This window comes from Mesobacillus subterraneus, from assembly GCF_020524355.2.
GTDB classification, from domain to species: Bacteria; Bacillota; Bacilli; order Bacillales; family Cytobacillaceae; genus Mesobacillus; species Mesobacillus subterraneus_C.
The window spans coordinates 2,255,884-2,282,170 of record NZ_CP129019.1 but is presented as its reverse complement, the minus strand read 5'-3'; the positions used below and the strand labels follow the sequence as shown (position 1 = coordinate 2,282,170).

At 40.4% G+C, this 26,287-nt stretch carries 33 protein-coding genes, 1 tRNA gene and 3 pseudogenes; 29 read left to right on the top strand and 8 right to left on the bottom strand.

Annotated elements, in window-relative coordinates; all coding sequences use genetic code 11:
• Nucleotides 1-73: 73 nt before the first annotated feature.
• The 9 genes from LC048_RS11830 (at nucleotide 74) to LC048_RS11790 (ending at nucleotide 5,535) form a co-directional block, all read left to right on the top strand.
• Complete coding sequence (locus LC048_RS11830; RefSeq protein ID WP_226601270.1) at nucleotides 74-400, top strand: hypothetical protein; 327 nt, start codon at nucleotides 74-76, stop codon at nucleotides 398-400.
• Between the two features lie 12 nt (nucleotides 401-412).
• Nucleotides 413-874 carry a hypothetical protein gene (locus tag LC048_RS11825; RefSeq protein ID WP_226601269.1) on the top strand — a complete coding sequence of 154 codons (462 nt, stop codon included), beginning with the start codon at nucleotides 413-415 and terminating at the stop codon, nucleotides 872-874.
• Nucleotides 875-1,326: 452 nt separating this feature from the next.
• A complete protein-coding gene (locus tag LC048_RS11820) occupies nucleotides 1,327-1,746 on the top strand; it encodes a VOC family protein (RefSeq protein ID WP_226601268.1) in 420 nt (139 codons plus the stop codon).
• Nucleotides 1,743-2,303 carry an AAA family ATPase gene (locus LC048_RS11815; protein WP_226601267.1) on the top strand — a complete coding sequence of 187 codons (561 nt, stop codon included), beginning with the start codon at nucleotides 1,743-1,745 and terminating at the stop codon, nucleotides 2,301-2,303. The genes LC048_RS11820 and LC048_RS11815 overlap by 4 nt, the downstream gene beginning before the upstream one ends.
• A gap of 20 nt (nucleotides 2,304-2,323) precedes the next feature.
• On the top strand, nucleotides 2,324-2,905 hold the full coding sequence (locus tag LC048_RS11810; protein WP_226601266.1) for a DUF899 family protein: 582 nt from the start codon (nucleotides 2,324-2,326) through the stop codon (nucleotides 2,903-2,905).
• 50 nt (nucleotides 2,906-2,955) lie between these two features.
• Nucleotides 2,956-3,393, top strand: coding sequence for a GyrI-like domain-containing protein (locus LC048_RS11805; RefSeq protein ID WP_226601265.1), 438 nt, complete (start codon nucleotides 2,956-2,958; stop codon nucleotides 3,391-3,393).
• Between the two features lie 82 nt (nucleotides 3,394-3,475).
• Nucleotides 3,476-4,216, top strand: a complete 741-nt coding sequence (locus LC048_RS11800) for a class I SAM-dependent DNA methyltransferase (RefSeq protein ID WP_226601264.1) — start codon at nucleotides 3,476-3,478, stop codon at nucleotides 4,214-4,216.
• A gap of 76 nt (nucleotides 4,217-4,292) precedes the next feature.
• Nucleotides 4,293-4,637: a hypothetical protein gene (locus LC048_RS11795; RefSeq protein ID WP_306050345.1), complete on the top strand. Its 345-nt coding sequence runs from the start codon at nucleotides 4,293-4,295 to the stop codon at nucleotides 4,635-4,637.
• Entirely contained in the window at nucleotides 4,615-5,535 is a 921-nt protein-coding gene (locus tag LC048_RS11790) for a S41 family peptidase (RefSeq protein ID WP_306050344.1), read from the top strand. Before LC048_RS11795 ends, LC048_RS11790 begins: the two co-directional genes overlap by 23 nt.
• A gap of 647 nt (nucleotides 5,536-6,182) precedes the next feature.
• On the opposite strand, the gene LC048_RS11785 is transcribed toward LC048_RS11790, so the two are convergent.
• Entirely contained in the window at nucleotides 6,183-7,088 is a 906-nt protein-coding gene (locus LC048_RS11785; protein ID WP_226601262.1) for a nuclease-related domain-containing protein, read from the bottom strand.
• A gap of 136 nt (nucleotides 7,089-7,224) precedes the next feature.
• Here LC048_RS11785 and LC048_RS11780 point away from each other — a divergent pair, with 136 nt between their 5' ends.
• Nucleotides 7,225-7,446 (top strand): hypothetical protein, encoded by a 222-nt coding sequence (locus LC048_RS11780; protein ID WP_226601261.1) that lies wholly within the window; start codon nucleotides 7,225-7,227, stop codon nucleotides 7,444-7,446.
• Between the two features lie 27 nt (nucleotides 7,447-7,473).
• On the opposite strand, the gene LC048_RS11775 is transcribed toward LC048_RS11780, so the two are convergent.
• Nucleotides 7,474-7,764, bottom strand: a complete 291-nt coding sequence (locus LC048_RS11775) for a hypothetical protein (RefSeq protein ID WP_226601260.1) — start codon at nucleotides 7,762-7,764, stop codon at nucleotides 7,474-7,476.
• An 86-nt stretch (nucleotides 7,765-7,850) separates the two neighbouring features.
• Here LC048_RS11775 and LC048_RS11770 point away from each other — a divergent pair, with 86 nt between their 5' ends.
• Both LC048_RS11770 and LC048_RS11765 read left to right on the top strand, forming a co-directional pair.
• Nucleotides 7,851-8,027, top strand: coding sequence for a hypothetical protein (locus LC048_RS11770; RefSeq protein ID WP_226601259.1), 177 nt, complete (start codon nucleotides 7,851-7,853; stop codon nucleotides 8,025-8,027).
• An 18-nt stretch (nucleotides 8,028-8,045) separates the two neighbouring features.
• Entirely contained in the window at nucleotides 8,046-8,564 is a 519-nt protein-coding gene (locus LC048_RS11765; RefSeq protein ID WP_226601258.1) for a P-loop NTPase family protein, read from the top strand.
• Nucleotides 8,565-8,590: 26 nt separating this feature from the next.
• Here LC048_RS11765 and LC048_RS11760 read toward each other — a convergent pair whose 3' ends face one another.
• Nucleotides 8,591-9,022, bottom strand: a complete 432-nt coding sequence (locus LC048_RS11760; RefSeq protein ID WP_226601257.1) for a DUF2621 domain-containing protein — start codon at nucleotides 9,020-9,022, stop codon at nucleotides 8,591-8,593.
• A gap of 139 nt (nucleotides 9,023-9,161) precedes the next feature.
• Here LC048_RS11760 and LC048_RS11755 point away from each other — a divergent pair.
• Nucleotides 9,162-9,258, top strand: a tRNA-Sec gene (locus LC048_RS11755).
• A 342-nt stretch (nucleotides 9,259-9,600) separates the two neighbouring features.
• Here the strand turns inward: LC048_RS11755 and LC048_RS11750 are convergent.
• Nucleotides 9,601-10,593, bottom strand: a complete 993-nt coding sequence (locus LC048_RS11750; RefSeq protein ID WP_306050342.1) for an L-lactate dehydrogenase — start codon at nucleotides 10,591-10,593, stop codon at nucleotides 9,601-9,603.
• 239 nt (nucleotides 10,594-10,832) lie between these two features.
• Here LC048_RS11750 and LC048_RS11745 point away from each other — a divergent pair, with 239 nt between their 5' ends.
• Nucleotides 10,833-11,951 (top strand): DUF4362 domain-containing protein, encoded by a 1,119-nt coding sequence (locus tag LC048_RS11745; RefSeq protein WP_226601255.1) that lies wholly within the window; start codon nucleotides 10,833-10,835, stop codon nucleotides 11,949-11,951.
• 116 nt (nucleotides 11,952-12,067) lie between these two features.
• On the opposite strand, the gene LC048_RS11740 is transcribed toward LC048_RS11745, so the two are convergent.
• Entirely contained in the window at nucleotides 12,068-12,997 is a 930-nt protein-coding gene (locus tag LC048_RS11740) for an LCP family protein (protein ID WP_226601254.1), read from the bottom strand.
• Between the two features lie 169 nt (nucleotides 12,998-13,166).
• A complete protein-coding gene (locus tag LC048_RS11735; protein ID WP_226601253.1) occupies nucleotides 13,167-13,922 on the bottom strand; it encodes a DUF3891 family protein in 756 nt (251 codons plus the stop codon).
• A 119-nt stretch (nucleotides 13,923-14,041) separates the two neighbouring features.
• Here LC048_RS11735 and LC048_RS11730 point away from each other — a divergent pair, with 119 nt between their 5' ends.
• Both LC048_RS11730 and LC048_RS11725 read left to right on the top strand, forming a co-directional pair.
• The gene (locus LC048_RS11730; RefSeq protein WP_226601252.1) at nucleotides 14,042-14,350 is read left to right on the top strand and encodes a DUF3817 domain-containing protein; all 309 of its coding nucleotides are present in this window, start codon (nucleotides 14,042-14,044) and stop codon (nucleotides 14,348-14,350) included.
• On the top strand, nucleotides 14,350-14,616 hold the full coding sequence (locus LC048_RS11725; protein WP_226601251.1) for a DUF1450 domain-containing protein: 267 nt from the start codon (nucleotides 14,350-14,352) through the stop codon (nucleotides 14,614-14,616). The genes LC048_RS11730 and LC048_RS11725 overlap by 1 nt, the downstream gene beginning before the upstream one ends.
• A gap of 660 nt (nucleotides 14,617-15,276) precedes the next feature.
• Here the strand turns inward: LC048_RS11725 and LC048_RS11720 are convergent.
• Nucleotides 15,277-15,432, bottom strand: a complete 156-nt coding sequence (locus LC048_RS11720; protein WP_226601250.1) for a hypothetical protein — start codon at nucleotides 15,430-15,432, stop codon at nucleotides 15,277-15,279.
• A 108-nt stretch (nucleotides 15,433-15,540) separates the two neighbouring features.
• Here LC048_RS11720 and LC048_RS11715 point away from each other — a divergent pair, with 108 nt between their 5' ends.
• The 6 genes and pseudogenes from LC048_RS11715 (at nucleotide 15,541) to LC048_RS11685 (ending at nucleotide 20,231) form a co-directional block, all read left to right on the top strand.
• Nucleotides 15,541-15,894 (top strand): hypothetical protein, encoded by a 354-nt coding sequence (locus tag LC048_RS11715; protein ID WP_226601249.1) that lies wholly within the window; start codon nucleotides 15,541-15,543, stop codon nucleotides 15,892-15,894.
• A 230-nt stretch (nucleotides 15,895-16,124) separates the two neighbouring features.
• Nucleotides 16,125-16,637 (top strand): cell wall hydrolase, encoded by a 513-nt coding sequence (locus tag LC048_RS11710; protein WP_226601248.1) that lies wholly within the window; start codon nucleotides 16,125-16,127, stop codon nucleotides 16,635-16,637.
• 152 nt (nucleotides 16,638-16,789) lie between these two features.
• Nucleotides 16,790-17,569, top strand: coding sequence for an SGNH/GDSL hydrolase family protein (locus LC048_RS11705; RefSeq protein ID WP_226601247.1), 780 nt, complete (start codon nucleotides 16,790-16,792; stop codon nucleotides 17,567-17,569).
• Nucleotides 17,570-17,582: 13 nt separating this feature from the next.
• Nucleotides 17,583-18,495: pseudogene (locus tag LC048_RS11700) on the top strand (ABC transporter ATP-binding protein).
• A pseudogene (locus LC048_RS11695) lies at nucleotides 18,488-19,469 on the top strand (ABC transporter permease subunit). Before LC048_RS11700 ends, LC048_RS11695 begins: the two co-directional pseudogenes overlap by 8 nt.
• A gap of 585 nt (nucleotides 19,470-20,054) precedes the next feature.
• On the top strand, nucleotides 20,055-20,231 hold the full coding sequence (locus LC048_RS11685) for a hypothetical protein (protein WP_226601243.1): 177 nt from the start codon (nucleotides 20,055-20,057) through the stop codon (nucleotides 20,229-20,231).
• Nucleotides 20,232-20,267: 36 nt separating this feature from the next.
• Here the strand turns inward: LC048_RS11685 and LC048_RS11680 are convergent.
• Nucleotides 20,268-21,681 (bottom strand): annotated as a pseudogene (locus tag LC048_RS11680) (LysM peptidoglycan-binding domain-containing protein).
• A gap of 163 nt (nucleotides 21,682-21,844) precedes the next feature.
• On the opposite strand from LC048_RS11680, the gene LC048_RS11675 reads away from it, so the two are divergent.
• The 7 genes from LC048_RS11675 to clpP all read left to right on the top strand — a co-directional run bounded on the left by LC048_RS11675 (nucleotide 21,845) and on the right by clpP (nucleotide 26,242).
• Nucleotides 21,845-22,213, top strand: a complete 369-nt coding sequence (locus tag LC048_RS11675) for a hypothetical protein (protein WP_226601241.1) — start codon at nucleotides 21,845-21,847, stop codon at nucleotides 22,211-22,213.
• A gap of 243 nt (nucleotides 22,214-22,456) precedes the next feature.
• Nucleotides 22,457-22,795 (top strand): YolD-like family protein, encoded by a 339-nt coding sequence (locus tag LC048_RS11670; protein ID WP_306050338.1) that lies wholly within the window; start codon nucleotides 22,457-22,459, stop codon nucleotides 22,793-22,795.
• A gap of 90 nt (nucleotides 22,796-22,885) precedes the next feature.
• Nucleotides 22,886-23,533, top strand: a complete 648-nt coding sequence (locus LC048_RS11665) for a DUF7010 family protein (RefSeq protein WP_306050336.1) — start codon at nucleotides 22,886-22,888, stop codon at nucleotides 23,531-23,533.
• 56 nt (nucleotides 23,534-23,589) lie between these two features.
• A complete protein-coding gene (locus LC048_RS11660) occupies nucleotides 23,590-23,739 on the top strand; it encodes a hypothetical protein (protein ID WP_226601238.1) in 150 nt (49 codons plus the stop codon).
• A gap of 136 nt (nucleotides 23,740-23,875) precedes the next feature.
• A complete protein-coding gene (locus LC048_RS11655; RefSeq protein ID WP_226601237.1) occupies nucleotides 23,876-24,781 on the top strand; it encodes a DMT family transporter in 906 nt (301 codons plus the stop codon).
• Between the two features lie 196 nt (nucleotides 24,782-24,977).
• Nucleotides 24,978-25,640, top strand: a complete 663-nt coding sequence (locus LC048_RS11650) for a sigma-70 family RNA polymerase sigma factor (RefSeq protein ID WP_306050334.1) — start codon at nucleotides 24,978-24,980, stop codon at nucleotides 25,638-25,640.
• Nucleotides 25,641-25,660: 20 nt separating this feature from the next.
• On the top strand, nucleotides 25,661-26,242 hold the full coding sequence (gene clpP / locus LC048_RS11645) for an ATP-dependent Clp endopeptidase proteolytic subunit ClpP (protein WP_226601235.1): 582 nt from the start codon (nucleotides 25,661-25,663) through the stop codon (nucleotides 26,240-26,242).
• Nucleotides 26,243-26,287: the final 45 nt, after the last annotated feature.

Sequence of the window (26,287 nt, the reverse complement as noted above, 5' to 3'; positions counted from 1 at the left end):
AATATGGACTTTTTAATCAAATATGAAAGTAGGGGGAATAATACTTATAAAACTTGTAAAAGAAGGTGAGATTTTGCCACGAAAGCCAGCAGCAATTCCTGAAGAACAGGCGAACGAGATAGAAGAAATTGAACCTGAGCTGAATGATAAAAAAGATGAAATTGAAAACTTAAACCGTTTGCTAGCGGCGGTTCTTGATTACCTTTCGGATGATGAAGTGGAAGTTATTGATATTGAGTATTTATTGGAAAACACCGAAGGACTGCGTGAATGGTGGAATCAATACCGGGAGAGGAACAGAAAAAAGATCGAACAAGAAATAACTAAAGCTCTTGGGGATCTTTCAATCGAAGAACTCGAAAACCTGAGGGAGAAAATCAAGGGGAACGATAAAGAATGAAGGGTTTTGCTTATGATTGGACTACTATTATCCGTTTTTATTTTTAACCTGATTGCATTCAAGATAAATCAAAGACTGCTCCCAAGTCAGGTTGTGCAAATTTGGACATTCACGATTGCTTTCCAGGTGCTCTTTGATTTAATCGTGGAATTAAAATACCAAAGTTATTGGTATTTTTCACCAGAAATTGATTGGATTGGCCTGATTCCCAGGACAGTGTTGATCCCACCGGTAAACATGATTTTCTTAAATCTATATCCGTTTGAAAAAAAGCTATTAAATAAAATACTATTTCTACTCTTTTTTGTTGTATTAATTTTAATATATGAACTCATCACCCTGCTACCAGAGCCATGGGGCTATTTTCATTATGGTTGGTGGCAAATATGGTACTCTGCCATTGTTGACCCTGTCATTTTATTATGTTTATTAGGTTTTTATAAATGGATTCAGAGGCTAGAACAAAACAGCTAAAAGAGACATAGTTAAAACGAGGGTTTATCAGTATGTTTTAGCCATGTTTGGCTTTGTTTATTAACTTTAATAAATCAACCCATTTCTAATGAGCACCATCTCGTTCCCAAAGTTCCCTGTCTTTAATATCGCAAGACCCTTTTTGAGAGTACAGAAAATAATTCTCGTCACTTTCTGCTATCCCTTGAAAAACAGGGGTTCGATTTTATTTAATGAAGATAGTAGCTTATATCTCTAGTAGAACCTACTTTGCACCGTATGGAAAGTTCGGTTAATTGCATATGTCCACAATGCGAACTCATTCAGTGAAAAGAAAATTAAACACAATGGAAAGCAAAAAAAACTAAGCTGTTTATTGTATTGCCTAAATTAAGCTTTAAAATCGAAAATCATTGTGATTAAGGAAGGTGTAAACAGAGAAATATAGAATTTTAAATAGAGAGGTGAAAGTAGTGGGAAATCAGTTAATCCGAGTGGGCACGATTTACATTCCTGTGAAGGATCCGGTGAATTCAGCAGAATGGTATAAGGAAAAACTGGGTGCGAAGTTAAATTACCTGGATGATGATAAAGCTATTTTGAATATGGCTGATATTAGTATATTTTTGGTTAAGTCATTGGAACAGAACTCGAATTTTCTTGATATAAATGGAACTGAACGGTTCGTGCTTACATATGAGGTCGATGGTTTGGAAGCACTTACTTCAATGCACTCAGAATTTAAACAACAAGGGATTGAAGTCGGTGAAATTGAGCACAGGGGTCATGCAGGCAGGAATTTTGTATTTTACGATCTGGACGGTAATAAATTCGATGTCTGGAGTGAATTGAGCCATGTCTTTAAGCAAAGGTTTGGTCAGGAGGAAGTATGAAGTTTGATTTAATCTTTGGGCCGCAGGCTGTCGGTAAAATGACGATCGGTCATGAACTTGAAAAAATTACAGAATTAAAGCTATTCCATAACCATATGACAATTGAATTAGTGAATCCTTTCTTCGACTACGGGACAAGGGAGGGAAAGCGGTTAGTCGGACTCTTCCGTCAGGAGATATTTGAGGCGGTGGCGAAAAGCGATCAGTATGGCTTGATTTTCACCTATGTCTGGGCGTTCAATATGAAGGAAGACTGGGAGTACGTGGATAAAGTATGCCACATTTTTGAGTCAAAAGGTGGGACAGTATATCTTGTGGAACTGGAGGCTGATTTGGACGAAAGACTGCAGCGAAACAAAAGCCCGCATCGACTCCAGCACAAGCCAACAAAACGGAACCTGAAATGGTCGGAGCAGAATCTGGTGAAATCGATGGATCAATATCGCTTGAATTCATTTGAAGGTGAGATAGAAAGAGAGAACTATCTCCGAATAAATAACACGAATTTATGTGTTGAAGAAGTTGCCCAGCATATTAAGGCATATTTTGACTTGTGATTGAAAGGGGATATGAAGAGTTGGATTCTATTAAACAATTAGAACAGGAAATAGAAAGCAAAGAGAAAGAGTTAGTGGGTTTGAAGCATGAGCTTGCGGCGTTAAGAAAACAGCTTCCTTTATTTACAGTAGAAGATTATACCTTAACTAGTACCGAAGGCGAAAAACTTCTATTGAGTGAGCTTTTTGGAGATAAAAATGAATTGATCGTCATTCATAATATGGGGAAATCCTGCTCTTACTGTACACTATGGGCTGATGGGTTCAGCGGTTTTACCAAACACCTTGAGAATAAGGCTGCTTTTGTCTTAACCAGTCCGGATGATTACCAAACTCTATCAGACTTTTCAAATGAACGCGGCTGGGCGTTCAAGAGCGTTTCAACGAAAGGGACAACTTTTAAAGAAGATCTTGGATTTAAAAGTAAAGAAGGATTTTGGCCTGGAGTTTCTATTCTGTTAAAAGAAGAGGATGGAACCATCAAGCATTACACAAAAGCCGCCTTCGGTCCAGGGGACGACTACTGCAGCATCTGGTCGCTGTTTGAATTGTTGCCGGATGGAAGCGGAAGTTGGGGACCGAAACATAGTTATGCAGAATAGGCAGTTTCTTTTATATAGGGATATTAATCAAGATTTTAGGAGGCTTAAAGATGTGCCTTGTCGTGACAAGAGAATTCAAAGTGATAGCTGTGAAGCATAAAGGACTTTACAAAGATTTTGCAGAGCTTGTGCCCAAGGCAGCGCATCAATTTTTACAGAGTGCTTCGAATCGTACAGGAACTGAGGTTACGGTGTACGAGCCTAAAGCAAGTGAGAGTCATGCTGAAGGAACGTTCTATGTTGGGTTATTGGTTAATGGTGAGTTTGATAATCTGCCAGAAGGGGCCGAATTTCTCGATATTCAGCATACATATGCAATGAATAGAGGGAAAGGGACAGTTATGGGCAGTTTATATTCATCCCTGGATCGATGGATAGATGAGCAGGGCTATGTACGAGATACGTTGGAGAGGTATATATTAGAAACTTACCATCCATTGGGAAATGGCGGGGAAGAAGTAGAAATATATATTCCGATTAAGTCATAGGGCACCGATTTCTCGTTGTCCTTTGAATTGCTTATACAAATTATTAAATATTTGTCATTCTTTTGAAATTGGCGGGGATAGGATGGAGTTCAGAGGTGCCTCTGTTTATGATGAAGAGGAGTTTTACGAGAATTTTATGAAGCGGAGAAACCGGCCGGAAAGTCCAAACAACATCATTGAAAAACCTGTTTTGTTAGAGATGATAGGGGATGTGGCTGGAAAAAGAATGTTGGATTTAGGTTGCGGTGATGCCGAAATTGGAGTTGAACTGTTGGAAAAAGGGAGCGCTTCTTATCTAGGAGTCGAGGGTTCGAAAAATATGGCTCGAGCTGCAGCTGAAAAATTGGAAGGAACTACTGGCCAGGTTCTACACTCTTCTATGGAAGAATGGCAGCCAAAGCCAGAGCAATATGATTTGGTCATTTCTCGTTTTGCTCTCCATTATTTAGCGGATTTAAATGGTGTTTTTACCAAGGTCCGTGACTCATTAGTGCCTGGCGGGAAGTTTGTAGTCAGCGTCCAGCATCCGGTTCTGACTTCTTCCGCAAAAAGTGCAGAGGGCTCGGGCAGGAGAAGTGATTGGATAGTGGATGACTATTTTAACCAGGGCGAACGGGTCGAACCGTGGATCGAAAAAAAGGTAATTAAATATCATCGGACAATCGAAGAATACTTCCAGCTCTTTATGAAAGCGGGCTTCTCAGTGGATGATCTTAGAGAAGGTATGCCAAGAGCGGAAAACTTCTCCAGCCAGGAAGAGTACGAGCGACGGATGAGAATTCCCCTAGTATTGATCATTTCTGGGACAAAGCGGGGAGAATGAGTTCTAAATGGAGTTATAGTCGGCCTTTAGGGTTTTATTAAGTCTGTCGGAGATTTTCCTGAATAGGAGGGATAGCATGGAGGCTATTTTTAAAGAAATCATACATATTATGCACAATGATTACGCAGGATGGAAGGACAAGAAAGGCTTGGATCGGCCTGATTACTATCTTGGCAAACTGAAGGATGCTAATTTTGCGGATGTTGTAAAAGAGTATTTACTGGACTTCAGAGATAAGCATATATATTTTACTGATGTGAATGCTGAGAGGACTGTTGACCAGGATCGGGGATTCAAGGTAAGAAGATATGAAAATCGGCTTTATGTTACCGAAGTTGGTGCCGAGTCCCGACTTAAAAAAAGGGACGGCGTTTGTAACGCTTGGCGGTCATTCGCTTATGGAGCTGAAGGAGAAGCATGAAAGGCTTCTAGATGAGAATCATGCCGAAAGGGAAAATTGGACGCAAATTCTTGCGCTATATGAATATGGGGAAACCGACGACGGGCAAGAGGTCCGGTTTCGTTTTTATCAGAAGGTCGACTATCAGCCAGTATATTCTGTTAGGAAGTTAAACGAAGAGACGCTGCTGATGACTATGACGGACTTTGCGGATTCTGATTCAATTATACGGATGATGGATGAGCATAAGGACCTCCTTGAGTCTATGGAAAACTGGATTATTGATGTCAGGGTCAATTATGGTGGTGGTGATGCAAGTTATTTCAACCTGCTCCCTTATTTAATGCCGGAAGAAGGTGCAGAACTGGCGGACCCGGATGAGAAAATGCTCTTTAACTGTACGGAGGCCAATTCAAGGAGACAGCTTGAATCTGTAAAGGAGCAGATAAAAGGCGTCAAGGATGAACAGACCTTGGTTTTCTTGAGCGTGTGGCAGCGGGAGTGGGAGCGAAACAGAGGCAAAGGTTTTGTTGAATTTGATTTTAGTGAATTTTTTCCTGATACTTTTGTAAAAGGGAAGTCTGAGCCAAAATCCATTATTGTGATGACGGATGTTTTTTGTGGCAGTGCCGGGGACTCGTTTGTTGAAGCTTGCAAGAAATCTAGTAAGATTACCGTGATGGGTAGACCAACGGCAGGGTTGAACGATTATGCCAACCTGGCGATCCAGCGTTGGGATGAGGGCTATGAATTGTGGTACCCAACCTCTCGTTTGTCCAGGATTGATCATGGACGTGGCATGACAGGAGTGGGGATTGAACCTCACATCTATATACCCTGGACTCCACTGCATTTGGAAGAGGATGTGGATCTTGCTGCAGCATTGAAGCTGGTAGACTCTAACTTACCTACATATTAATAGAAAATACGGTAAAAAGTTTACAAAATAGCCGTATTTCTTTTAATTCATCTTTACAATACTGTGGTAAAGTATAGATGTAAGGGAACTCACAATTAAGGAGTGTTGGCGATGGTTAAAAAAGTCATCATTAATTTCTTATTGGTATGTGCCCACTTCTATCTGCTGTAACAAAAGTTAAAAAAGTCTTAACAAAATGAGGCAATGAACTTTATTTTAGTCTTTTAAAATAAATACTAGGCAGGATAGCAAGTGTGGCTATCACAGCAACCGGCGAAGGTGGGGACGGTTGCTATTTTTTTTGGGGTTTTAATGATTTTAATAGAATACTCAATCTCATTACGGACAGAAATGGATGAGAAAGCGGAAGAAGTGTCCGTCATAAGGGTCATGACGGACAGAAAAGGATGAGAAAGTGGAAGAAGTGTCCGTCATAAGGGTCATGACGGACAGAAAAGGATGAGAAAGTGGAAGAAGTGTCCGTCATTAGGGTCATGACGGACAGAAAAGGATGAGAAAGCGGAAAAAGTGTCCGTTATAAGGTTCATGACGGACAGAAAAGGATGAGAAAGCAGAAAAAAGTGTCCGTCATAGAGAGGTGAGCACGACATAGTTGTTAAGAAAGGTTAAAATGTTTTATATAGAAGTTAGTGATATTTTGTCCATTGTTTACTACCTGTTGATTCTAAGTGCTTCCCCAAGATCCTTCTAATACGTTTGTTTGAATCTATTCCACACCATCGCTGAACCTCAGTTGAAGTAATTGCTCGTTCTGGGAAAATTAATCTAAACTCCTCTACCGTCCTCATAACTGCTGATTCTACTAATTCTTTGCTCCCGCAATCCTTACAAACTAAATACTTATGATATGCCTCTACTGAAAACGACTCACATTCACTACAGGTAATACCTTTCTTGAGTTCGTCGTAGTGAAAGGATGGTAGTTTATTGTAGGATGTTTCAATCTGATGGAGGGAGGCTAGTTTGGTTGCGAATTTGTAATGGTTACTGGATACTTTTCCTGGCTGGTTGTTGAGGTTTTCGAGGAGTCGTTTGATCTGGGTGGGGAATATGAATGGAAGGTCTGGATGTGCGTGATACAGGGTAAACTCGGGGTTAATAAAAACGACTGAACCTTGTATTTTAAAGTTGTAGCCTAGTTGATTTAATAGTTTCTTAAAAAGCAGCTTAGTGCGATTGAGTTGATCGAGTGGATTCTTGATCGAAACTCCGGTTGTTATTGAAGTTAGACCTTCTTGTTTGTATAGATAATCTCCCTGGTTAGTCTTTATTTCAAAAAGATATAATGTGCCGGCAAATATAATCAAAGTATCGATTTGAAAGGTTGTTCTTTCAACTTCGAGCAGCAATTCGTTCAAAATTAAACAGCTGCTTGTCAGTTTTTCTGTCATGGCATCGAATTGCAATTCGCCTTTATATCCCTTATCGAGGTATGAAAAATACCTTTTTTCCTCATCTGCTAAATCAAGTCTCTTGTTCAAGATTCTAAGCTTTGACAAAATAATAGGTTCCGTTCTTTCCTTAAAAGCCACATGCATCTTCCTTCCGATTTTATTCTACTTAATCATACTATTTTACTGAAATGAAGATATTGAATTTTTTGTGAATTGTGACAAGCTTGGCTGAATACAATGATAAGACCACTTGATTCAGTCAGGAGGAGTCGAGATGTCATTGAAGGTTTATGCCATTTTATTAAAAACTGTGGGTCTAGCCGTTTTCCTAGTTCCAATGTTCATGAAGGGGATGGGATATATTGTGACCATTTCTCCAACGTTAATGTTTAGTTTGATCGCAATTGGAGTCGTTTTATTAATAGTTGGAAATGTGGTAGAGGCAAAGGCAATGCGGAACGGCGAATATTTTAGACGGAGAAGATTTAGGAAATGAGGAACGAGTTTCAGCAACTGAAACTCGTTATTTTTTTAACGAAAGGATGAGCCAAACAAGCAGGTAGAGATACCCTGCAATTGTAAAAATCGCCCACAGTGCGCCTTGCTTCAATTCTCTCGCTAGAAATTCGAATTCACTCATCTCCAACGGCCTGTCGATACTATTCATCAAACTGACCATTGGCACCGAAATAATGATGAGTATCGCAATCATAGCCAGCGGTACCTGTTTTTTCTTAATGACACTATAAATAGCCCTCACAAAAATAATCATTAACAACAAATATAAAATAATCCAAAAGACAACTTCCATCATAAAAATTACCTCCCTAAGGAATTCTATCATTTTTTTATCTCGAATGCCTGTTAGAATGTGGTAAAATTGCTTCAGAGGTGAGTAGTATGGTAGTAATTAATATTTGGTTAATCGTCATCCTGGTTGTTGCCTTTCTCGCGGCAGTCGGAGCTTGGCTGAATACAAGAATCATCCTCAAAGATTTGGCAAAAATCAAAAACCATCTGGGGATTAAGGAAGAGCGGGCACCATCAGTTTTTGACAATGATCTCGATAAAGAATAATTAACAGGGTGGAAGACAGTGACGAAAATACATATTATTGGTGGACCCGGAAGCGGGAAATCATATTTAGCAGGGAAACTTTCAAAAATGTTGGGACTGCCCAAGCATGAATTGGACAACTTCTTTTGGGATTATGAGTCTGAATATTTCGGATCGCAAACCCCTCCGGTAAAAAGGGCGGAAAAGCTGGAAAATGTGCTTGTGCAGGAAAAGTGGATCATTGAGGGAGTATATCATAGCTGGCTTGAGAATAGCTTCCGTCAGGCTGATTATATTTTTGTGCTAAAAACGAATGTCTATGTGCGTGACTGGAGAATTATTAAGAGATTCATGCTGCGAAAAGTTAAATTGGTTGCTTCTCCACGAAAGGAGAATGTGAAGACGTTGATTGGCTTGTTAAAATGGAACCATCAGTATGACGGAACGAATCTGGTGCAGGCAATCAAACTGATGAAGCCATACAAAGACAAGGTCATCATCCTGACTAAAAATGATGATGTGTTCAAGCTTTTCAAAAAACGGAAAAAGACGGCATGAAAAAAACTGCCTTATCAGAAGGCAGTTTAGAACAAACTCTCATATGGTGCGGTGCTGATTTGCTTTTCAGCAAGCCGCTTTCGCAAAAATTTATGGTCACGCTTTGGTGTGGCGAGGATATAGCCGCGAATGACAAGCTCCTGAGTAATCTTGTCCGCCTTTTCGTTCAGGGCAATCTCACCAATTTTGCCTGCGATTTTGTGTCTCGCCACATCCCTGAATAACTCAGGAACAGGACTGACCAAATCTTCAAGCAGTGCCTTCTGCTCATCATGCCACAAATGCCGCGTTTGATTCACATAATACTCTTCCCAGTCCATATCTGATTTGCCGTCGTTCTTCGGCAGCTTTTTCAAAAACTTGCGGAACATAAAATATCCGCCTATTGCGAATAAGCCGACCAATACAACGACCCAAAACATCATAAACCACAAAAACCAACCTTCAAGCTGATACATAACCCTTCACCCACGCATTTCTAATATCTTTTCTTATTATAGTACCAGCCATCTATGGAAGACAAGTCTTGTGACAATTTGAGTAACACTCTTGTAAAATCAACAGCTTGTAAGTATAATAGACCTTGTTCTTTAAAATGGGGCTGAATGGGGTACTGGTGTCCCCCACGGTCTTCAAAACCGCTTGTGACCACCGTGTGTGGTTAGCTGGGTTCGATTCCCAGGCGGTCCCGCCAAATACATAACTTAGTAACCGCTCAGTATGCTGGGCGGTTTTTATTATGATAATGAAAGTTGAGTATTGTGAAGTGCTTTTGTCTAATTAGAAACAAAAGGTCAACGTCGATGTGTTTCATTTAATAGCTACTGATCATTGAAAACTGAACATACGAGGGTATCGATATCACTTGGGATGTTTCCTGATTGGTTAACTGTGCTTCAATTATGTAAGCACACTTAAGCGGAGTTTCTTTTTTAATTCTAGCGTGTAGTGGGGATTAACATTTTTCCCGTAAGAATCTAAATAAAAAGACGAACAGTACAAATCCTGTTCGTCAAAAAAATGGAAGTTATACAAATCAATCTGGAATTTTAGAATTATGATTTCTGCCTGTCTTTGCAACTTTCATCGCTTCTTTAATATATTCCGCTGATTGATTCAGCCATTCAAGTTCTTGCGAGTCGAGAGTAATTTCTAATTGTTTTTCTACGCCATTTCTCCCGATGATACATGGCATACTTAATGCAACATCTCCATCGTATCCATATTGTCCATGTAACGTTGTGGACACTGGATATACACTGCGTTCATCTAGCATAACAGCCTTTGCTAGTGTAATAGCAGCTTGGGCTACACCTGCATTTGTCCAGCCTTTCCCATTTAAAACATCAAAGGCTGCCTTTACAACTTGTTTTTTCAAAACGTCCCTGCTTAATGGTTCTTTTCCTTGAAAAACTTGATCTAATTCTTTTTCACCAAATCCTTGCACACTTAAGCGGCTTAATACTGGGAAAGCTGTGTGTCCGTGTTCGCCCATCATATAGCCTGTTACACTTTTTGGATCGATGTCATAATTAGTAGCAATTATTTTACGAAGTCGTGCAGAATCAAGCATAGTTCCGGTTCCGAATATGCGCCCCTTCGGATAGTCGAATTCATTTTCTGCTATGTACACCATGGTATCTAAAGGATTTGTTATTAGAATAATGATGGCATCTTTCGTATTTTTAGTAATTCCAGTCATCACTTCACGTATTACCTCAGAATTGACAACAGCTAATTGCGCTCTGTCCGGCATCGCATCTTCATCACTTTTTATCATGCTGGGACCAGCAGCACAGATAATCACATCTGCATCCACACATTCGGAATAATCTCCAGCATGTACCTTTGTATTTGACATATATGTTAGAGCGGTTGCATGTTCTTGATCAAGAGCTTCGCCATAAGCTATTTCTTTATCTATATCAATGACAGCTATTTCCGCAAAAAGTCCTAATTTCATGGCATCTGCCAGAACATAAGAACCAACATAGCCTACTCCTACAATAACTAACTTATTTCTTTTCATGGTTTTCCTCCTAAATAATTGATAACTATATTTTAACATGATTAAGAAAATACTAAATTTTTTAAACAATCCCTTTTTAACCGTTCATTTAAGTTGTTAAAAGGATCAGTACATAGGATTACAAATCGCCATTATTGTAATCCAACATTGTGACGTTTTCTCGATAGATTCGTCTATTTATTAAATGGTACTATTTGTATACAAATTAGGTCTAATTAATGAATGGATGTGAGGGTCAAATGAAAAAAATATCGAGCTTCCTTTTTTATTTTGTATTAATCATTGTGCTAGCTTCCTGTAATGCGGAAGTTAACGAAAATGGGAGTCCTAATGGCAATAGAGAACCTCAATCTACAGGTGAAGGAAACCCTCAACCTTATGTAAAGGGTGTGAAGGACGTTGATGTCTTGAATACTCATGGAGGCATTGATGGGATTGAAAGGATGCAGCGTTTTTATAAAGATATGAAGAGTGGGGTGCCTTCTGATTTACGGATTGTGTTCTATACGATTGAAGGGGATCCCATTGTAAAGGATTTGAAATTCGATGGAGAATCTCTTGAGGTAAAGACTGATAATACTCGTGATGCGTATGGGAGTGGGGAGATTCAAACGATTAACTGTGGCCAATTGATAGAAGAAGTGAATCCTACCAATACCTCCTTCATAGCAACTGATTGTAAAGAAGGCCCTTATGGGATGGAGGAAATCATAGAAATTGAATATAATATGAGCCAACAGGATTTGTTTGAAATTAACCTAAAGTATGGAGAAAATCTAGAAAATGAAATTAACACGAAAACTAACGAGGTCATAAAAGAAAACGGTACGACTGAATCGTTTCAGATGGCAGAGAATGTGAAGCAAGAGCTGTATAAAAAGCTAGTCTTTGCAAATTACTTGGGTGAAAAAGAGCTCGTTACAACATGTGATCGCCCTAACGCGATACAGTACAATTTAATGGTGTATATAAATGGAGGGCAGCAGGAACTTACCTGGAAGCAATGTGATGAAAGCCTTGATGGGCTGAAGTTTTCAGAGATTGCAAATTACATTATCGCACAATCTGAGCAGGAACAAGCAGAAAATCCAGAAGTAATCGTTCAAGGCTATGTGCTAGAACGGAAAGACAACAACCTGTTAATTGGAGAAGAATTAAATAAGCTGGATTATGAATGGATGAAAGACGAAATAAAGCAGATGGATTTGAATTCATTTGTATTTGATTTTACCGAATTAGAAGGTGTTGCTGTTGAAGATTACCAACTTGGTGATAAAATCCGGGCTACGATAGACGGTACCATCATCGGATCGAAGCCAGGAAAAGCCAAAGTGAAAGAAATTGAAAAAATAAAGTAGTGGAAATGCAAAGTTATGGATGTTTATATATATAGATACTGTATTAGACTTTGGATTTAATAGAATGATTAAATGCCTTGCTCCCACCAATGAGCAAGGCATTTTTAAAAGGCTGACTAATTTAAATCACTCTTCAAAAATTCTTCTAGAGCATCCTTATTCTGATCAAAATCCACTTCCAACACTTCGCCAATTTTGTCTTGGCGTGTGTTTTCAAAGCTGCCATCTTCAGGAATCCGTATTGTTTGTATTTCTCCGCCTTGATTAGTCAATACGTCTTTTCCGATGGCTAAAAGCGTCGGGGAGTCGATATTCGTATCAATGTGTGTTTGTAAAACATCCAGCATTTCAGGCAGCTTGGTTACGCTGTTAAGACTTACGGCTTCTTCTTTTAATTTTGAAATCACTTCTTGCTGTCGCTGGACTCGTCCGAAATCACTTAGCCGGTCCTGGCGGAAACGTACGTATCCCAGCAGTTCCTCTCCATGCAGCTTTTGGGTTCCTTTTTCCAATGTCATACCAATTCCATCGGACATTTCATAAGGTATGTCCACTTCTATTCCATCTGGAATGAGGAGGTCGACCGCTTTTTCGAAGCCTTTAAAATCAACGATCGCATAATGATGGATGTCTAAGCCAAAATTCGTTTTAATCGTTTGCCTCAGTAATTCAGTTCCACCAAGGGAGTAGGCTGCATTTAATTTTTGCTGCCCATGTCCAGGGATGGCGACATACATATCGCGCATTAAAGATATCAGTTTTACATTGTTAGACTCAGGGTTGTAATGGGCAACCATGATTGTATCCGTTCGGGCATTTGTCTCTCCACGAGAGTCGCTTCCTAATAAAAGAACGTTTATTTCCTTTCTAGTATCCTTTTCACCGTGAAACGACTCTGCTTCAGCTTTTTTAAATGGTTGATTTAAAGCTTTATAAGTTCCTTCTATGTATTGAAATATCGTATTCAGACCAACCATAAATATCCCAATTATCAAAAGGACCATCAATACTCGGCTCCATCTTACTTTTTTCCTTTTTAATGCCATTTTAACACCACCAACATCCATCCCATCCTAATTGTGAAGTTGTCATTATCCCATAGTTAGATTTCAATCCTGGTAAGATTTGATTACAGTTGTTTAAAAATCTGCTGACAAATAGATAAGTTGATGTAATAAAAAATCCGCACGGTGTTGCTTTCCGTACGGATCGCATTCATATAAATGCTACTTCTCTCCATAAAACAGGGCTGTGTTGATAAGCGGCAGCCAATCCATTTTCTTTGATGATCGCCTTATTAACGGCTTTATAGGGCAGTGTGACATGAAGTTTTTCCTTGAAGGGTGAAATGGATAAGGATACAGTTTGTTGGTCAAGATACTCTGCATTGATAGGCTGGTTGTTGGCAAATGAAAATTTCTGCGGGAAGCCATCTCGGTAAAAATAGTGCTCCCGTTCTTTCGGTATTCCAGGTTGATTCAGGCAAATATACAATGACAGGTTATCGCAGAATTTTAATAGTTTTAAATGGAAGGAAAGCAGTTCGTCTTTTTCGATTCCTATTTCCTGTAGCAAAACTTGCTGTCTCAGGTGTTCCTCGTTCCAAAAATTCTTACCGATTGCACTCGTGGCATTCTTAAGAAATGATGCATAGTGCAAGCTGCACAGGAGGCCGGCATAAAGATCCAACTCCGCGACTTCGTCAATTCCCTTTTTGTAAAATGAAAGCTTCGGCCGCCCTGGATAATCCGTAAAGGAGTAAGGCTGCTGAGTTTGTTCATTCCATATTGGTTCTTCGTCTGGCTCAATCCAGCACCGATCGTGTTCTCGTACGGCGAGTACCACCGAATCTTTCCTCTCGATTCCGAGGAAATAATCATCTCTCCAGAATTGTGCAGCGTCCCGAGAAACCAGTGCATGGTCATGCTGGGTAACCATGACGAATTCATCCTTTCGTTCATGGATAATCATTTCAAATCACCCCTTCTATTTATATTTTATTTCCACAGCTGGGTGTATGCTAGAATTTAGTATTTTTAGTGATTCGAAAAAAATGATATAATTTCTTCGTTGGGAAGTAGGTGTTTAGTATGCAAAATACAGCTATCAGCCGTTTTCTTATGATGGGATTGATTGAGGGTGGATCATTGCTGGTGCTTGTGTTCATCGCAATGCCGCTTAAATATTGGGCTGGTTTTCCTGAGGCTGTTCGGTTCGTAGGTTCTTTGCATGGGTTTTTATTCGTTTTTTATGTGCTTATGATTATATATACGACATTTAAGATCCGATGGTCGTTGTTATGGGCAGTTAGTGGGTTGGCAGCTGCGTTCATTCCTTTTGGTCATATGGTTTTGGATCGCTTTTTACAGCAGACTTTTTCGGTAAAGGAAGTTTCATAATGAATGTAATCCAGAAGCTTTTTTCAAAGCAAAAGAAAGTGAAGATTGAATTCTGCCAGCGTAATTTGGAGCAGTTTTTACAGGAAGAGAGTTATGCTGCATATAATGATTTCCTGAGCCGCAAAAATGTAATACACAACGAATTCGAATGTCAGAGCAGGTGCAAGGAATGCAGTATATCACCGTATGCAATGGTGAATGGCGATTTTGTAAGTGCAGAGAATTCTGATGAGTTGCTTAAAAAATTGGCTGAATATATAGACTGAAAAAGCATCAATCTCGATGCTTTTTTTTGTTGTTTATAAAATTATTTAGTGTGGAAAACTACATGTATTTTTTAAATCCAGCTCCAGCGCCTAGCCCCTCGAGTCGCTTGTCCTGCTGCGGCTCCTAACTCCTCGAGACGTTTCGGTCCTGCCAATGAAGTCAAAGATCGACTTCACTGTCAGGCCCTCCAACGCTTGTCGGAGTTGGGCAGTCGCCTCCGCATTTCGAATTGTCTAGTGTCGCCTCCTAGAAACTCCGAAACTTCAACTCCGCCGGCAGAAGCAAAAAGCGCTTCTTTGTCGGAGTCTCCAGTTTTCTGCGTTTCTGAACAGTCGGCTATACATTTCAGTTTCGGTCCGCTCAGGTGAAGTCAAAGAACGACTTCACCGGTCGGCCCTCCAGCGCTTGTCGGGGCTGAACGAGGCGCTTGCGCTTTTTGTTCGTTGCAAAAAACTTATTGGCTGAGAGTTGAACCATTTTCGCCTGGGAAACGAATGACTCATCATGCAGGGATTGAGCTTGTTCAACTCGATGATTTTTCTGAAATGAATTTCGGATCACTGGTTCCTTTTTTTCAATCCAAATAAATATGCGATGGGAACCAACAAAATGAACTGGGACAACAGTGCTAACCACAACATAATTAATCCTCAGCTTGTTTATAACCAATCGATGTACAGATTTAAGATGAATAGGACAATTACTAGAACAGCAATTATATTGACCCATAAAGGGGAGTCTGCTTTTTTCGACTTCTTGCTGACTTTTTCCTTATACTTCTTTTGGATTGTTTTTGTTTGAAAATTGGATTTCATTAAGAATCACCCCACGTGTTAATTTTAACATATATATCCAAATGGTGAATTGGAAGTTGTAAAATTCCTGAATGAAACATATTTGTTTTATAGAAGGAGTTGATAAGAGTGAAATTCGAGATGCAAAAAGCCAACCTGCTGGCGGAGAATATCAAGGGCTTTGCGGAGTTTGTCCAGAAATGTTCTAAAAGCAAATCTGGATTGATTATAAATCATGATAAGCTGTATCAAGTGAAGCTGTGGGTTGAAGAGTATAAATTTCACCAGCTTGCCGAGGAGATTGCGAGAATTAACACATTTGATTGGGATGAGAAATACACAATATTGCTGGTGGAACGATTTTTAAAAGGTATGCAAATCATTGAAGTTTATGTGGAGCATAATCAGTCTGACTTGTTTATACTGACAGGGAGAATTCATATCCTTAAAAATTTGACTGCACTTTTTCCTATTCCTGATTGATTTTTGCTATCTAAACGCTTAATAAAGAATCATTTCAGAAGAAACTGATATTTTAATTTTGTAACAAAGTTTACGAATCATGCTTTTTACGTAATATTAAATACAGTTTTTACCCGTCTTGGTATGAAGCTTAATATTTACCCAGTGTTTAACTAGTGTGATATGATTGTAATCTTGTTAGCCTATTATTGGGACTGTTCAGTCTAATAAACCAAAACAGGAGGTTTACAATGAAAAAAATTATTATGTTAGTTTCAATCCTTACACTAGTGATTGGTTCATATACAGTTTATGCTGAAACGTCGAAAACGAACAAGCCGGCTGAGACTTTGACAGCCAAAAAGGTCGATGTTGATTCGAAGGAATCTTCAGTTACAGATAAACGCTTCATCAAGGAAGAAGAAATGAAACTTCTTGCCCGCCTGGTCCATGCGGAAGCTAAAGGTGAGCCATATGAAGGCAAGGTTGCCGTTGCCGAAGTAGTACTGAACCGAGTGGAAGACGAACAATTCCCTGATACAGTAAAAGAAGTCATTTATCAAAGAAACGCATTCCAACCGGTCCAGAATGGTGCAATCAATAAACCTGCCAGTGAAGATGCTATCAAAGCTGTTGAAGATGCCCTTGAAAATGAAAATAACAATGACTGTCTTTATTTCTATAATCCGGAGACAGCGACAAGCCAGTGGATCTTCACCAGGGATGTCGTTAAAACAATCGGAAAGCATGCATTTGCTATCTAAAAGCGCGTACAGCCTATAAAGCTGCGCGCTTTTTTGCATTTAAATGGGCAGAAAGTCATCCTTCAGCACATTCACCACAGTATTATCATTTTTATTCCGATCAAAATTATTATAAAATAAAGCTTACCAATTAGTGGAATGAGGGTGGTTAGGTGAAAAAGTATTATAATCGTTTAACACTGGTTTTTTCAGTGCTTTCATTGATATTGATGCTATTTAGTCTTGGATGGACGATTCAAAATCAATTTTTCAGCAATGGAGCTTCAGGAGCTATCGAACAGGTAAAGCCAGTTAAAGAGAATACGGAAAAAGACGGCAAGGTGGTTGTGGCAATTGGTGATTCGCTGACTCGTGGAACCGGGGATGATTCAGGAAAAGGCTATATTGGCTACCTGGTTGATGAGCTTAAGGAGAAATCGAAAGAAAAAATTATGATTCATAACTTCGGGGTTAAAGGATACCGCTCGAATCAGCTGTTGGATCAGCTTAAACAAAAAGAAATCCAGAGAAAGATTCAGGAAGCTGACTACATACTGATTACCATTGGAGGCAATGATTTGTTCCAGAGTGGGCAAACGTTTTTGCAAATGGATGAGCAGAGTATAGCTCAGACGAAGGAAAGTTTTTTGATAAACCTTGAATCAATTTTAAAAGAAATTAGGACCATTAATGACTCAGCTGTCATTTTTCATATGGGATTGTATAATCCGTTCATTGATTTGAATGATTCCGAGCTGACAACGAAAATTGTCCGGGATTGGAATTACGATAGTAACCAGCTGCTCGACCAGAATGAAAAGGCTGTTTATGTGCCAACATTTGATTTATTCCAGCTGAGTGTCAACGATTATTTGTACACAGATAAATTTCACCCTAACGCTGAAGGCTATAGGCTAATCGCTGAGCGGGTGGCTTCATTAATTACATGGTAAGGGGGGGAGAACGATGAGTGAGATTACGCTCTCTGTAAAAGGCCTTAAAAAGACGATTGGCAAAAAAAGAGATTATTAAAGGCATCGACTTTGATCTGAAAAGAGGCGAAGTGTTTGGCTTCCTTGGTCCGAACGGCGCTGGCAAAACTACAACGATTAGGATGCTGGTTGGTTTGATCAAGCCTAGTTCAGGAACCATCGAAATCGGCGGCTATAATGTCAGGAAGAATTTTACTAAAGCAATGGCACAAATGGGCTGTATTGTTGAGAATCCTGAGCTGTATTCCTATTTGACAGGATGGGAAAATCTTGAGCATTTTGCGGGAATGCTGCCTGAAGTGGATCGTGCGTATATGAATTATGTTGTGGAACTTGTGCGGTTGGAAGAGCGTATCCATGATCGAGTCAGTACGTATTCCCTTGGCATGCGGCAGCGTCTTGGGATAGCCCAGGCTTTGCTGGGGAAACCAAAGGTCTTGATTCTCGATGAGCCGACGAACGGACTGGATCCGATGGGGATAAGAGAGATGAGGAATTTCATCCGTTATCTGGCTGAAGAAGAGGGTTTAACTGTTCTTGTATCAAGCCATCTTCTCAGCGAAATCCAGCTGATGTGTGACCGGGTCGCGATTATTTCAAAAGGATCCGTTATTAAAGTGGACTATGTTGAGAATCTTTTGGCAATGCAAGAAAAAGTCATTTGGCATGCTGAACCTCGTGATACGGCGAAAGAGATTCTGAGTGGAGTTACGACGGTTTCAGACGGGGCAGATGGGGCTTTGGTTACTCCTTATTTTGAAAATGAAAGTGCAATTTGGAACCGAATGCTTGTGGAAAAGGGTGTCCAGGTGAATGAGATGAACAGAAAATTGCCTGCTTTAGAGGACCTTTTCCTTGAGCTGACTGGGGGTGAGTCGATTGATTAACCTCGTCAGGAATGAAATGCTGAAAATCGTCCGCAAAAAAAGAATTCTTATCGTTGCGGGTATCATCGCGGTGCTTGTCGCGCTTTTTACATACTCTCAATACAGGGAAATCGAAAGAAGACTTGAGCGCTTTGGGGATGTTGACTGGCGAACGACTCTGCAGCAGCAAATCATCGACACCCAAAACAGGATCACGAGCAGCGGGATTTCAGATGAGTGGAAAAGCCAGTTGCAGCTTCGTATCCAACAGCAGCAATACTACCTTGATAACAATGTAAATCCGATGGAGCCGGGTGCACCGACTTTTGCCCGTGTTTTCGCCGAGCATTCGATCACCCTGTTCCTGCCATTGATGATTATGGTAGTGGCAGCGGATATTGTTTCTTCTGAACGAAGTGCAGGGACGGTAAAGCTATTGCTTACAAGGCCGGTAAAACGCTGGAAAATCCTGATGAGCAAATACCTCACTTTGGTTTTATCTGTCTCAACCATTGTCGTGTTGTTTGGAGTGATCTCCTATTTGATATCGGGGCCTTATTTTTGGCTATCAAGGCTGGGCAGCTCCTGTCATAACCGGATTCAATGTCGTAGAAAATGAACTCAATACAAATGCAGTCCAGATGATTCCACAGTGGCAGTATCTGTTGATGGAGTTCAGCCTGGTGTGGTTTGTGGCACTGATTGTCGGAACGATCACATTCATGCTTTCAGTTCTAATCCGCAATACACCAGCCGGAATGGGTGTCATGCTAGCCGCGCTTATATCTGGAGCCATCCTCAGCAATATGGTCTCATCATGGGAATCGGCAAAATACTTGTTCATGATCAACTTGAATCTGACAGGATATCTGTCCGGCCAGGCCCCCCCGATCGAAGGGATGACGCTTGGTTTTTCACTCGTCGTCTTGACCGTTTGGGGATTGGCCGCTTTAATCGTTTCGTTTGTTGTGTTTATTAAGCAGGATATATATTAAATGTGTGAACCCTGGCCAATTTTGGTCAGGGTTTTGGCAATTCTATAGGCTTGAGAAGATTGGTTGAACTGTTAGAGAGAGAGTTTAACGGTTGAAGCCGTTTTTGACCGGTTTGCAGGAATATGTTTACGGTTGCAGCGAATTTATTAACGGTCATAAGAATTAAATATTGATTTAATCATGTTAAAAGAGTGAGCGCGAATTTAATACCAGTTTGAGGAGATATATTACCGGTTGCATCAAATATAATACCAGTTGGAGCAGATATAATATCGGTTGCATCAGATATAATACCAGTTGCAAAAGAATACTACTTGTTTGGTACCAGCAAGGGTAATAGGGTGATGTTGGTAAAAAAATTGAAACTTTTTGGAGGTAAAATACGTATTTAAAACCGAGGTGACGGCAATGTTCAAAATCACGCCACGGTGTTCGGAATGCGAGAAGGAAATCCAACCAAATGAAGAGATTTATGTGAAAATGAGGTACCCGGAAAGGAAAGGTATGACCGAGATCAAAGCCTTTATCCAGTATGAGGGTAAAATTATTTGCAAAGTGTGTAACCATAAATAGGAGGAACCTGAAATGTTCACTGAAAAGCGGACCGAAAGAAGAAGGAAAAAGAAGCAGGAGGGCAGCTATACGTTTTGGGACTTTGTTTTTGATCTTTTATTTTATATTCCAGAATTGATTTTCCTTCCATTCCGGCTTGTGTTCTACTTATTTAGGTTCCTTGCAAAGTCTATATTTGATGTCTTCTAAAAATCCTGCGATCCACTTATCGCAGGATTTTTATTTCTATAACTTCCGTACCTTAAAGTTACTGTGCAGTACTGGCCAGTTTTGAGGAAATGATGGTCCTAATGTCCAGAAACTGACACCACGTAATCCATAATCTCTTACAGTATCGTACTTGGCCTGGACACTCCTTGCGTCTTCGAACCAGACTTCATGCTGCTGACCGTCTGCGTCGGTGTAGCGGAAAAATGGAGATTGGTACGTTTCATTAAATTGGATATCCACAACCTGTTGTGCGGCAAGCTCTACTGCTCCTTTTGGACTGACTGTTCGAGCATAAGTTCCTTGTACCCACGGGATACGCCAGTCCCTTCCATATAAAGGCACACCCATGAGGATTTTATTTCGCGGAATGGCTGTTACCGCATAGTCCAATACTTTCCTAACTTCATTGATCGGCGCGATTGCCCATAGCCTCTCCTCCAGACCAGCCCCATTCATAGGTCATGATTACGACAAAATCAACAATTTTTCCGTGCGCATCGTAATCGTGGGCTTCATACAGCAAGCCTTCCTGATCGGCCCGTTGCTTTGGAGCTAGTGCAGTTGAGACGGTATAGCCTTCAGGATGCAACCGCGCAACCGCTTTTCTTAAAAAGTTATTATAGTTTTCACGATCCTCCGGATAAACGTATTCAAAATCGATATTCAAGCCGGTATATCCTTTTTCCTTCATTTTAGCTAGGATATTGTTCAATAATGTGTCCTGGATGGATGGATTCCGCAGGATGGAGGCTGCCCGATCCGAGCTGAACGAGCCATCAGCTTCATTGGTGATTGTCAACAATGGAGAAGTATTGGTCATGTTCGCTGCCTGAATAACACTAGTATCCTGTAGGTTCACGAGTGATCCATCTTCACCCATCTTATATGAAAAAGGGGCAAGATAGCTGAAAAGGTGTCCACGTGAAAGAACATTTCTTCTGCCTGTATCATCCATCCTCGTAATATAGGCATTCACTTCAATTACAGGTTTTTGAGGGGCTGGAATTCTCAGGACCCCGCCTGGGTAAATGACTGCTGGATTAGAGATATTGTTGGCTGCAGCTATTTGGTTCACAGTCACTCCGTATTGCCGGGCAATCGCCCACATGGTTTCGCCAGACTGGATGGAATGCAGTATATATGGCATCTGAAGCAATTGGCCGACAAAAATCAGCGATGGGTCTGCGATGTTGTTATAGCTTGCAAGTTCTTGTACGGTCATCCCGTAACGAGAGGCAATGACCCACAAGCTGTCACCCTGCTGGACAACATACTCCCGATTACTTTCTGGAATCACAAGTGATTGTCCAACCACTAATACATTTGGATTATCCATTTCATTTGCTAAAATAATCTGGTTAATAGTCGTTTTATAGCCTTGAGAAATGGCCCACAGTGAGTCACCCGATTTTACGACATGTATTTTCATTTATAATCATCCCCTAAGTTAAGATACCTTTTATCATGATATGCGGGCAACAGATGTCCTATCTGTAAAGATTTATTTCGGAATATTTAGAATAAATGTATAAATCTATTTAAAAATCGATATAATAGAGAGAAAAAATATTAAGATAAAAGGGGAAAATGGTATGGTTACGTACGGCACTTTTTTACTTTTAGTAGAAGAGGCGGAGAAGTTGAACTGCAAGGTGATTTATGATTCCAAGAAAAAAATCAATTTTAATCCAAACATGTCCATAACGATTCCATTATCGACCACGCAGGAAAATGTGTATGCCTTTGCTCATGAGATTGGCCATTGTATTGATTTTGTCAATGGAGAGCTCAACTATGATGAATGGCTGAATGATTGGTCTTATCGGATTACCGCTGAAATGAGCGCATGGGTCCATGCCTATAAAATATTGAAGAATTTGAACGTGCCATTAGACGGATGGAAGGAGCACGTCGATTCAAAGCTTTCGACTTATTTTAAATATCATGAAGTGATTGCATAGAAACTGGCTTTGGCCAGTTTTTTTGCTGAATAAGAAAATAAATTTTTGGCACTTAGATTAGTGTCCAGCTCTAGCGCCTAGCCCCTCGAGTCGCTTCGGTCCGCTCAGGTGAAGTCAAAGGGTGACTTCACTGGTCGGCCCTCCAGCACTTGTCGGGCTTTTCTAAAAAAAAAAAATTTGTATAGTTTACGAACGTTTGTTCGGGATATAATAGCTTTAAACACTCCCGAAAGGATGGTCAGCATGAGAATACGTGATCGAGGAAAGCTCAAATTTATGCCAGCTCATTTTATGCCAGAGCATCGTGCATTATTAAGAGAGTTAGCCAGGGATGAGTTGCGGCAGCCGAAGCCGTTGCTCGATGAATACGAAATCCAGGAGATGGAGAATCGGATTTGCTACGCCATGGAATTTACCGATCTAGTAAAAATCACGAAGTGGGATGATGGATTTACATATGAAGAAAAAGTCCATGTTCACTTCCTTGATTCAATTAGGAAGGAGGTAAGGATGGTAGTTGAGGATGGTTGTGCAGTGACAATTGCATTCGGGGATATAGTCGCTATAGAAGTAATAAAATAAATAGGAAAAAAATCCTTTTAAAAGAACATTCTGTAAACTATATTTAAGATAAGATATAAAGACATTTTCCTACTAGGGGGCTATTTAGGTATGAAGCAGAATGTTTCTCATTTGAATTTTGAAGAGCTTAGGATGGAATTATCAGCAGAGGCTGGCAAAGGGTACCCTATGTTCATCGCAGGTGTTATTTTCTGGCTGGTGATGGGGATTGGAGGTTTTTTTGTACCACAGCATATTATGGTTTGGGTCTATCTATTCGGCATTGGTTTAGTGTTGCCTCTTGGTATTCTTGTTTCAAAAGTAGTTCATGTCAATTTTCTTGCTACACATAATCCGCTCTCATCCATAGGCGGCTTAGTCGGTGGAATCCAAATATTCTTCGCACCACTTATCATTCTTGTTGCGTACCAGCAGCCAGATTGGATTCCTTTTGTCGTTGGTGTTTTAACGGGTGCTCATTTCCTGCCATATGCGGCCATTTACCAGAGCAAGGCCTATTTTTTTCAAACGGTTGGTACTGTCTTGACAGTTTCTCTGATCGGTTTAAGCTGGATGGAATATGCTTATTTATTAATACCTTTTTCATTGATCATTGTTTATTCTATTACTTTGTTCTGGCTGATAAAGGAGGCAAAAGCTGTAAAGGGGAAATGGACTGCTCAAGAAAAAAACATTCTATCACAATATAACTATTTAAAATGGGGAAGCAGGAATGATTATAGAAATCAGAAATATTAAATAGGATAATATAAATGCTTTTGCAAAACTTGAGGTTTCCGAGGATCAACTGCCTTTTGTTGCTGAAAATTTGGCTACCATTGCATGGGGATAAGGAAAGGCATTTGAATATGATTCCAGGAGTAGTCGAGAACGGTGTGTTTGTCCATATGGTGTATAGGCTGATCACGGTTGAAAATGGTGAGCTGATTGAAAAAATAAAATAAAATATTATAGGTGCTTCTAATTGAAGTGCTTTTTTTTTATTTTAGGAACAATTAATCTCTGAGACCTCTTCATGGGTTAGTCTTAAAGGATTTTCACCATTAAAGCAGAATATATTTCTATAAAAAGGGGGTCGTCATGGAAAAAACAAATCTTCATCCACTCATGTTCATCGTCTTAGTCGTTGTCACTACCTTTTTAATGGGCTCTTCTTTTACAGTCGGAAAGATTGGTTTGAACTATGTCTCTCCATTGTTATTGGTTGGTTTAAGGTTTACGATTGCCGGTTTGATCATGGCGGTACTCGTGAGGAAAAGAGTTAAGCCGGAAAAGCTCGCTGACTGGGGAAGGATTTTTACTATTGGTATGATGCAGACGGCAGGAGTCATGGGCTGTATCTTTCTTAGCTTGCGAACAATCACTGCTGGAGAGTCCTCGATTTTAACCTTTACCAATCCGTTATTGGTGGTTATGATGGGGACCGTATTCCTCGGGATTCGTTACAGGCTCATTCATTGGATTGGCGCGATCATTGGGTTTATTGGTGTGTTCATCACATTGGGTTTTCATTTGCAGCTGACAATAGGAACACTTTTCGGACTGGGGGCTGCGGTGTTCTGGTCAATTGGTACCATCCTGATCAAACAATGGGGCAGCCTATTCAACGTATGGGTCTTGACAGCTTATCAAATGCTCTTTGGAGGAATCATTCTCTTATTGATGGGTCTTATGTTGGAAACGCCTAAGCTTACGATAACCCCGGTTTCAATAACGATTATTCTATGGCTGGCGGTCATGGCTTCCATCGTTCAATTTGCCATTTGGTTTTACCTGATTAATCAAGGTGATCCAGGCAAGACAAGCGCCTTCCTGTTCCTCGCGCCATTTTTCGGCGTGCTAACTGGCTGGGTGTTGTTGGGTGAGATTGTGGAATGGTTCGTCTATGCAGGTGGCACCCTGATTTTCACAGGGATTTTTCTGGTGAATTGGACGTTTAAAAAGGGGTTAGCGAATCGCAAAATGGCAAAATTATTAAACAACTAGTCTCTTTTCGCAGACTTCTCTTAATAGCATTTGCTGTATTAATGTTAAGGTTAAGAAAAAAATAAACAGACTGAAGAAGCTGGCTAAGTTCATTTCCAACATATATTAAAGAGGAATGAAAAACTTTTTTATAGGACGTATCTTTTCTCTCCCTTAATCCGTTTAAGGGGCAGAGAGGTTCAAAGGAGTGAACAGAATGTATATCGACAAGCTCAGGAAAGTGGATACAGCAAAGGATAAAGGGTTCATGGACCACTATCAAAATCTTAAGAGATATTGCCAGTTTTTAACACAGAGCAGCTGGGATGGTGATGACCTTGTGCAGGACGTGACGGTTAAGGCGATTCGCCATTATGAGCCTTCCCAGATCAGCTCGGCTTTGTTGAAAAAGATGGCTTATAACCATTGGGTAGATACGGTCAGGAAGCGCAGCCGTGAGATAACGGGAATACCGGAAGATCTCGCTTCATTCACTAGTGGCAATGTCATGGATACAGTCGAGATGATTTTAGCCAAATTGACGCCGAAGCAGGCAGTGATTCTGGTTTTGAAGGAAGCATTCCGTTTTCAATCCCGGGAAATCGCTGAATTGTTGCAGACTTCAGAAATGGCAGTTAAAGCAGTGCTCCATCGGTCCAGGAAACGACTCGAACGTGATGTAAGCTTGCGGGAAGTGGATCGAGAAATTACCGAGGATGAGGAAAAGCTGCTGTCAGACTTGCTTTGCGAATCACTTCAGTCTGAGGACCCGACTGTGTTGCTTGAAAATATCCATGAAATCCCGACGCTTGCTTCATGTTCGCCGGAAATGTCGCTGCTCTCCTATTCACCTCTCTCTAGTTTCAAAATGGCTGCGTAAGCAGGAAAGGGAGGAGCCAAATGACTACAATTCCTTATGTCATCGAACAATCGAACCGGGGAGAGCGTTCATACGATATTTATTCCCGACTGTTAAAAGACCGGATTATCATGCTTGGAGATGAAATCAATGACCAGGTGGCAAACAGCGTTATTGCGCAGCTTCTATTTCTTGAAGCAGATAATCCTGAAAAGGATATCTCGATCTATATTAATAGTCCTGGAGGTTCAACCACAGCAGGATTCGCAATTTTTGATACGATGGAATACATTAAGCCTGATATTAGCACAATCTGTATCGGAATGGCCGCATCGTTCGGAGCCATGCTGCTGCTTGCCGGTACAAAAAGGAAAAGATTTGCACTTCCAAACAGTGAAATCATGATCCATCAGCCGCTGGGCGGTGCAAGAGGCCAGGCGACGGAGATTGAGATTTCAGCCAAAAGAATCATTAAATTGCGTGATCATGTGAACCAGATTATTTCAGAGCGAACCGGTCAGCCTGTTGATAAAGTCGAGAAGGATACAGACCGGGATTATTTCATGAGTGCCGAGGAAGCTCTTGAATATGGGATCATCGACAAAATCATCACACGAACATAGTGGAGAGCTGCCCTGGGCAGCTCTTTTTGTTTGACTGTTTTAGCA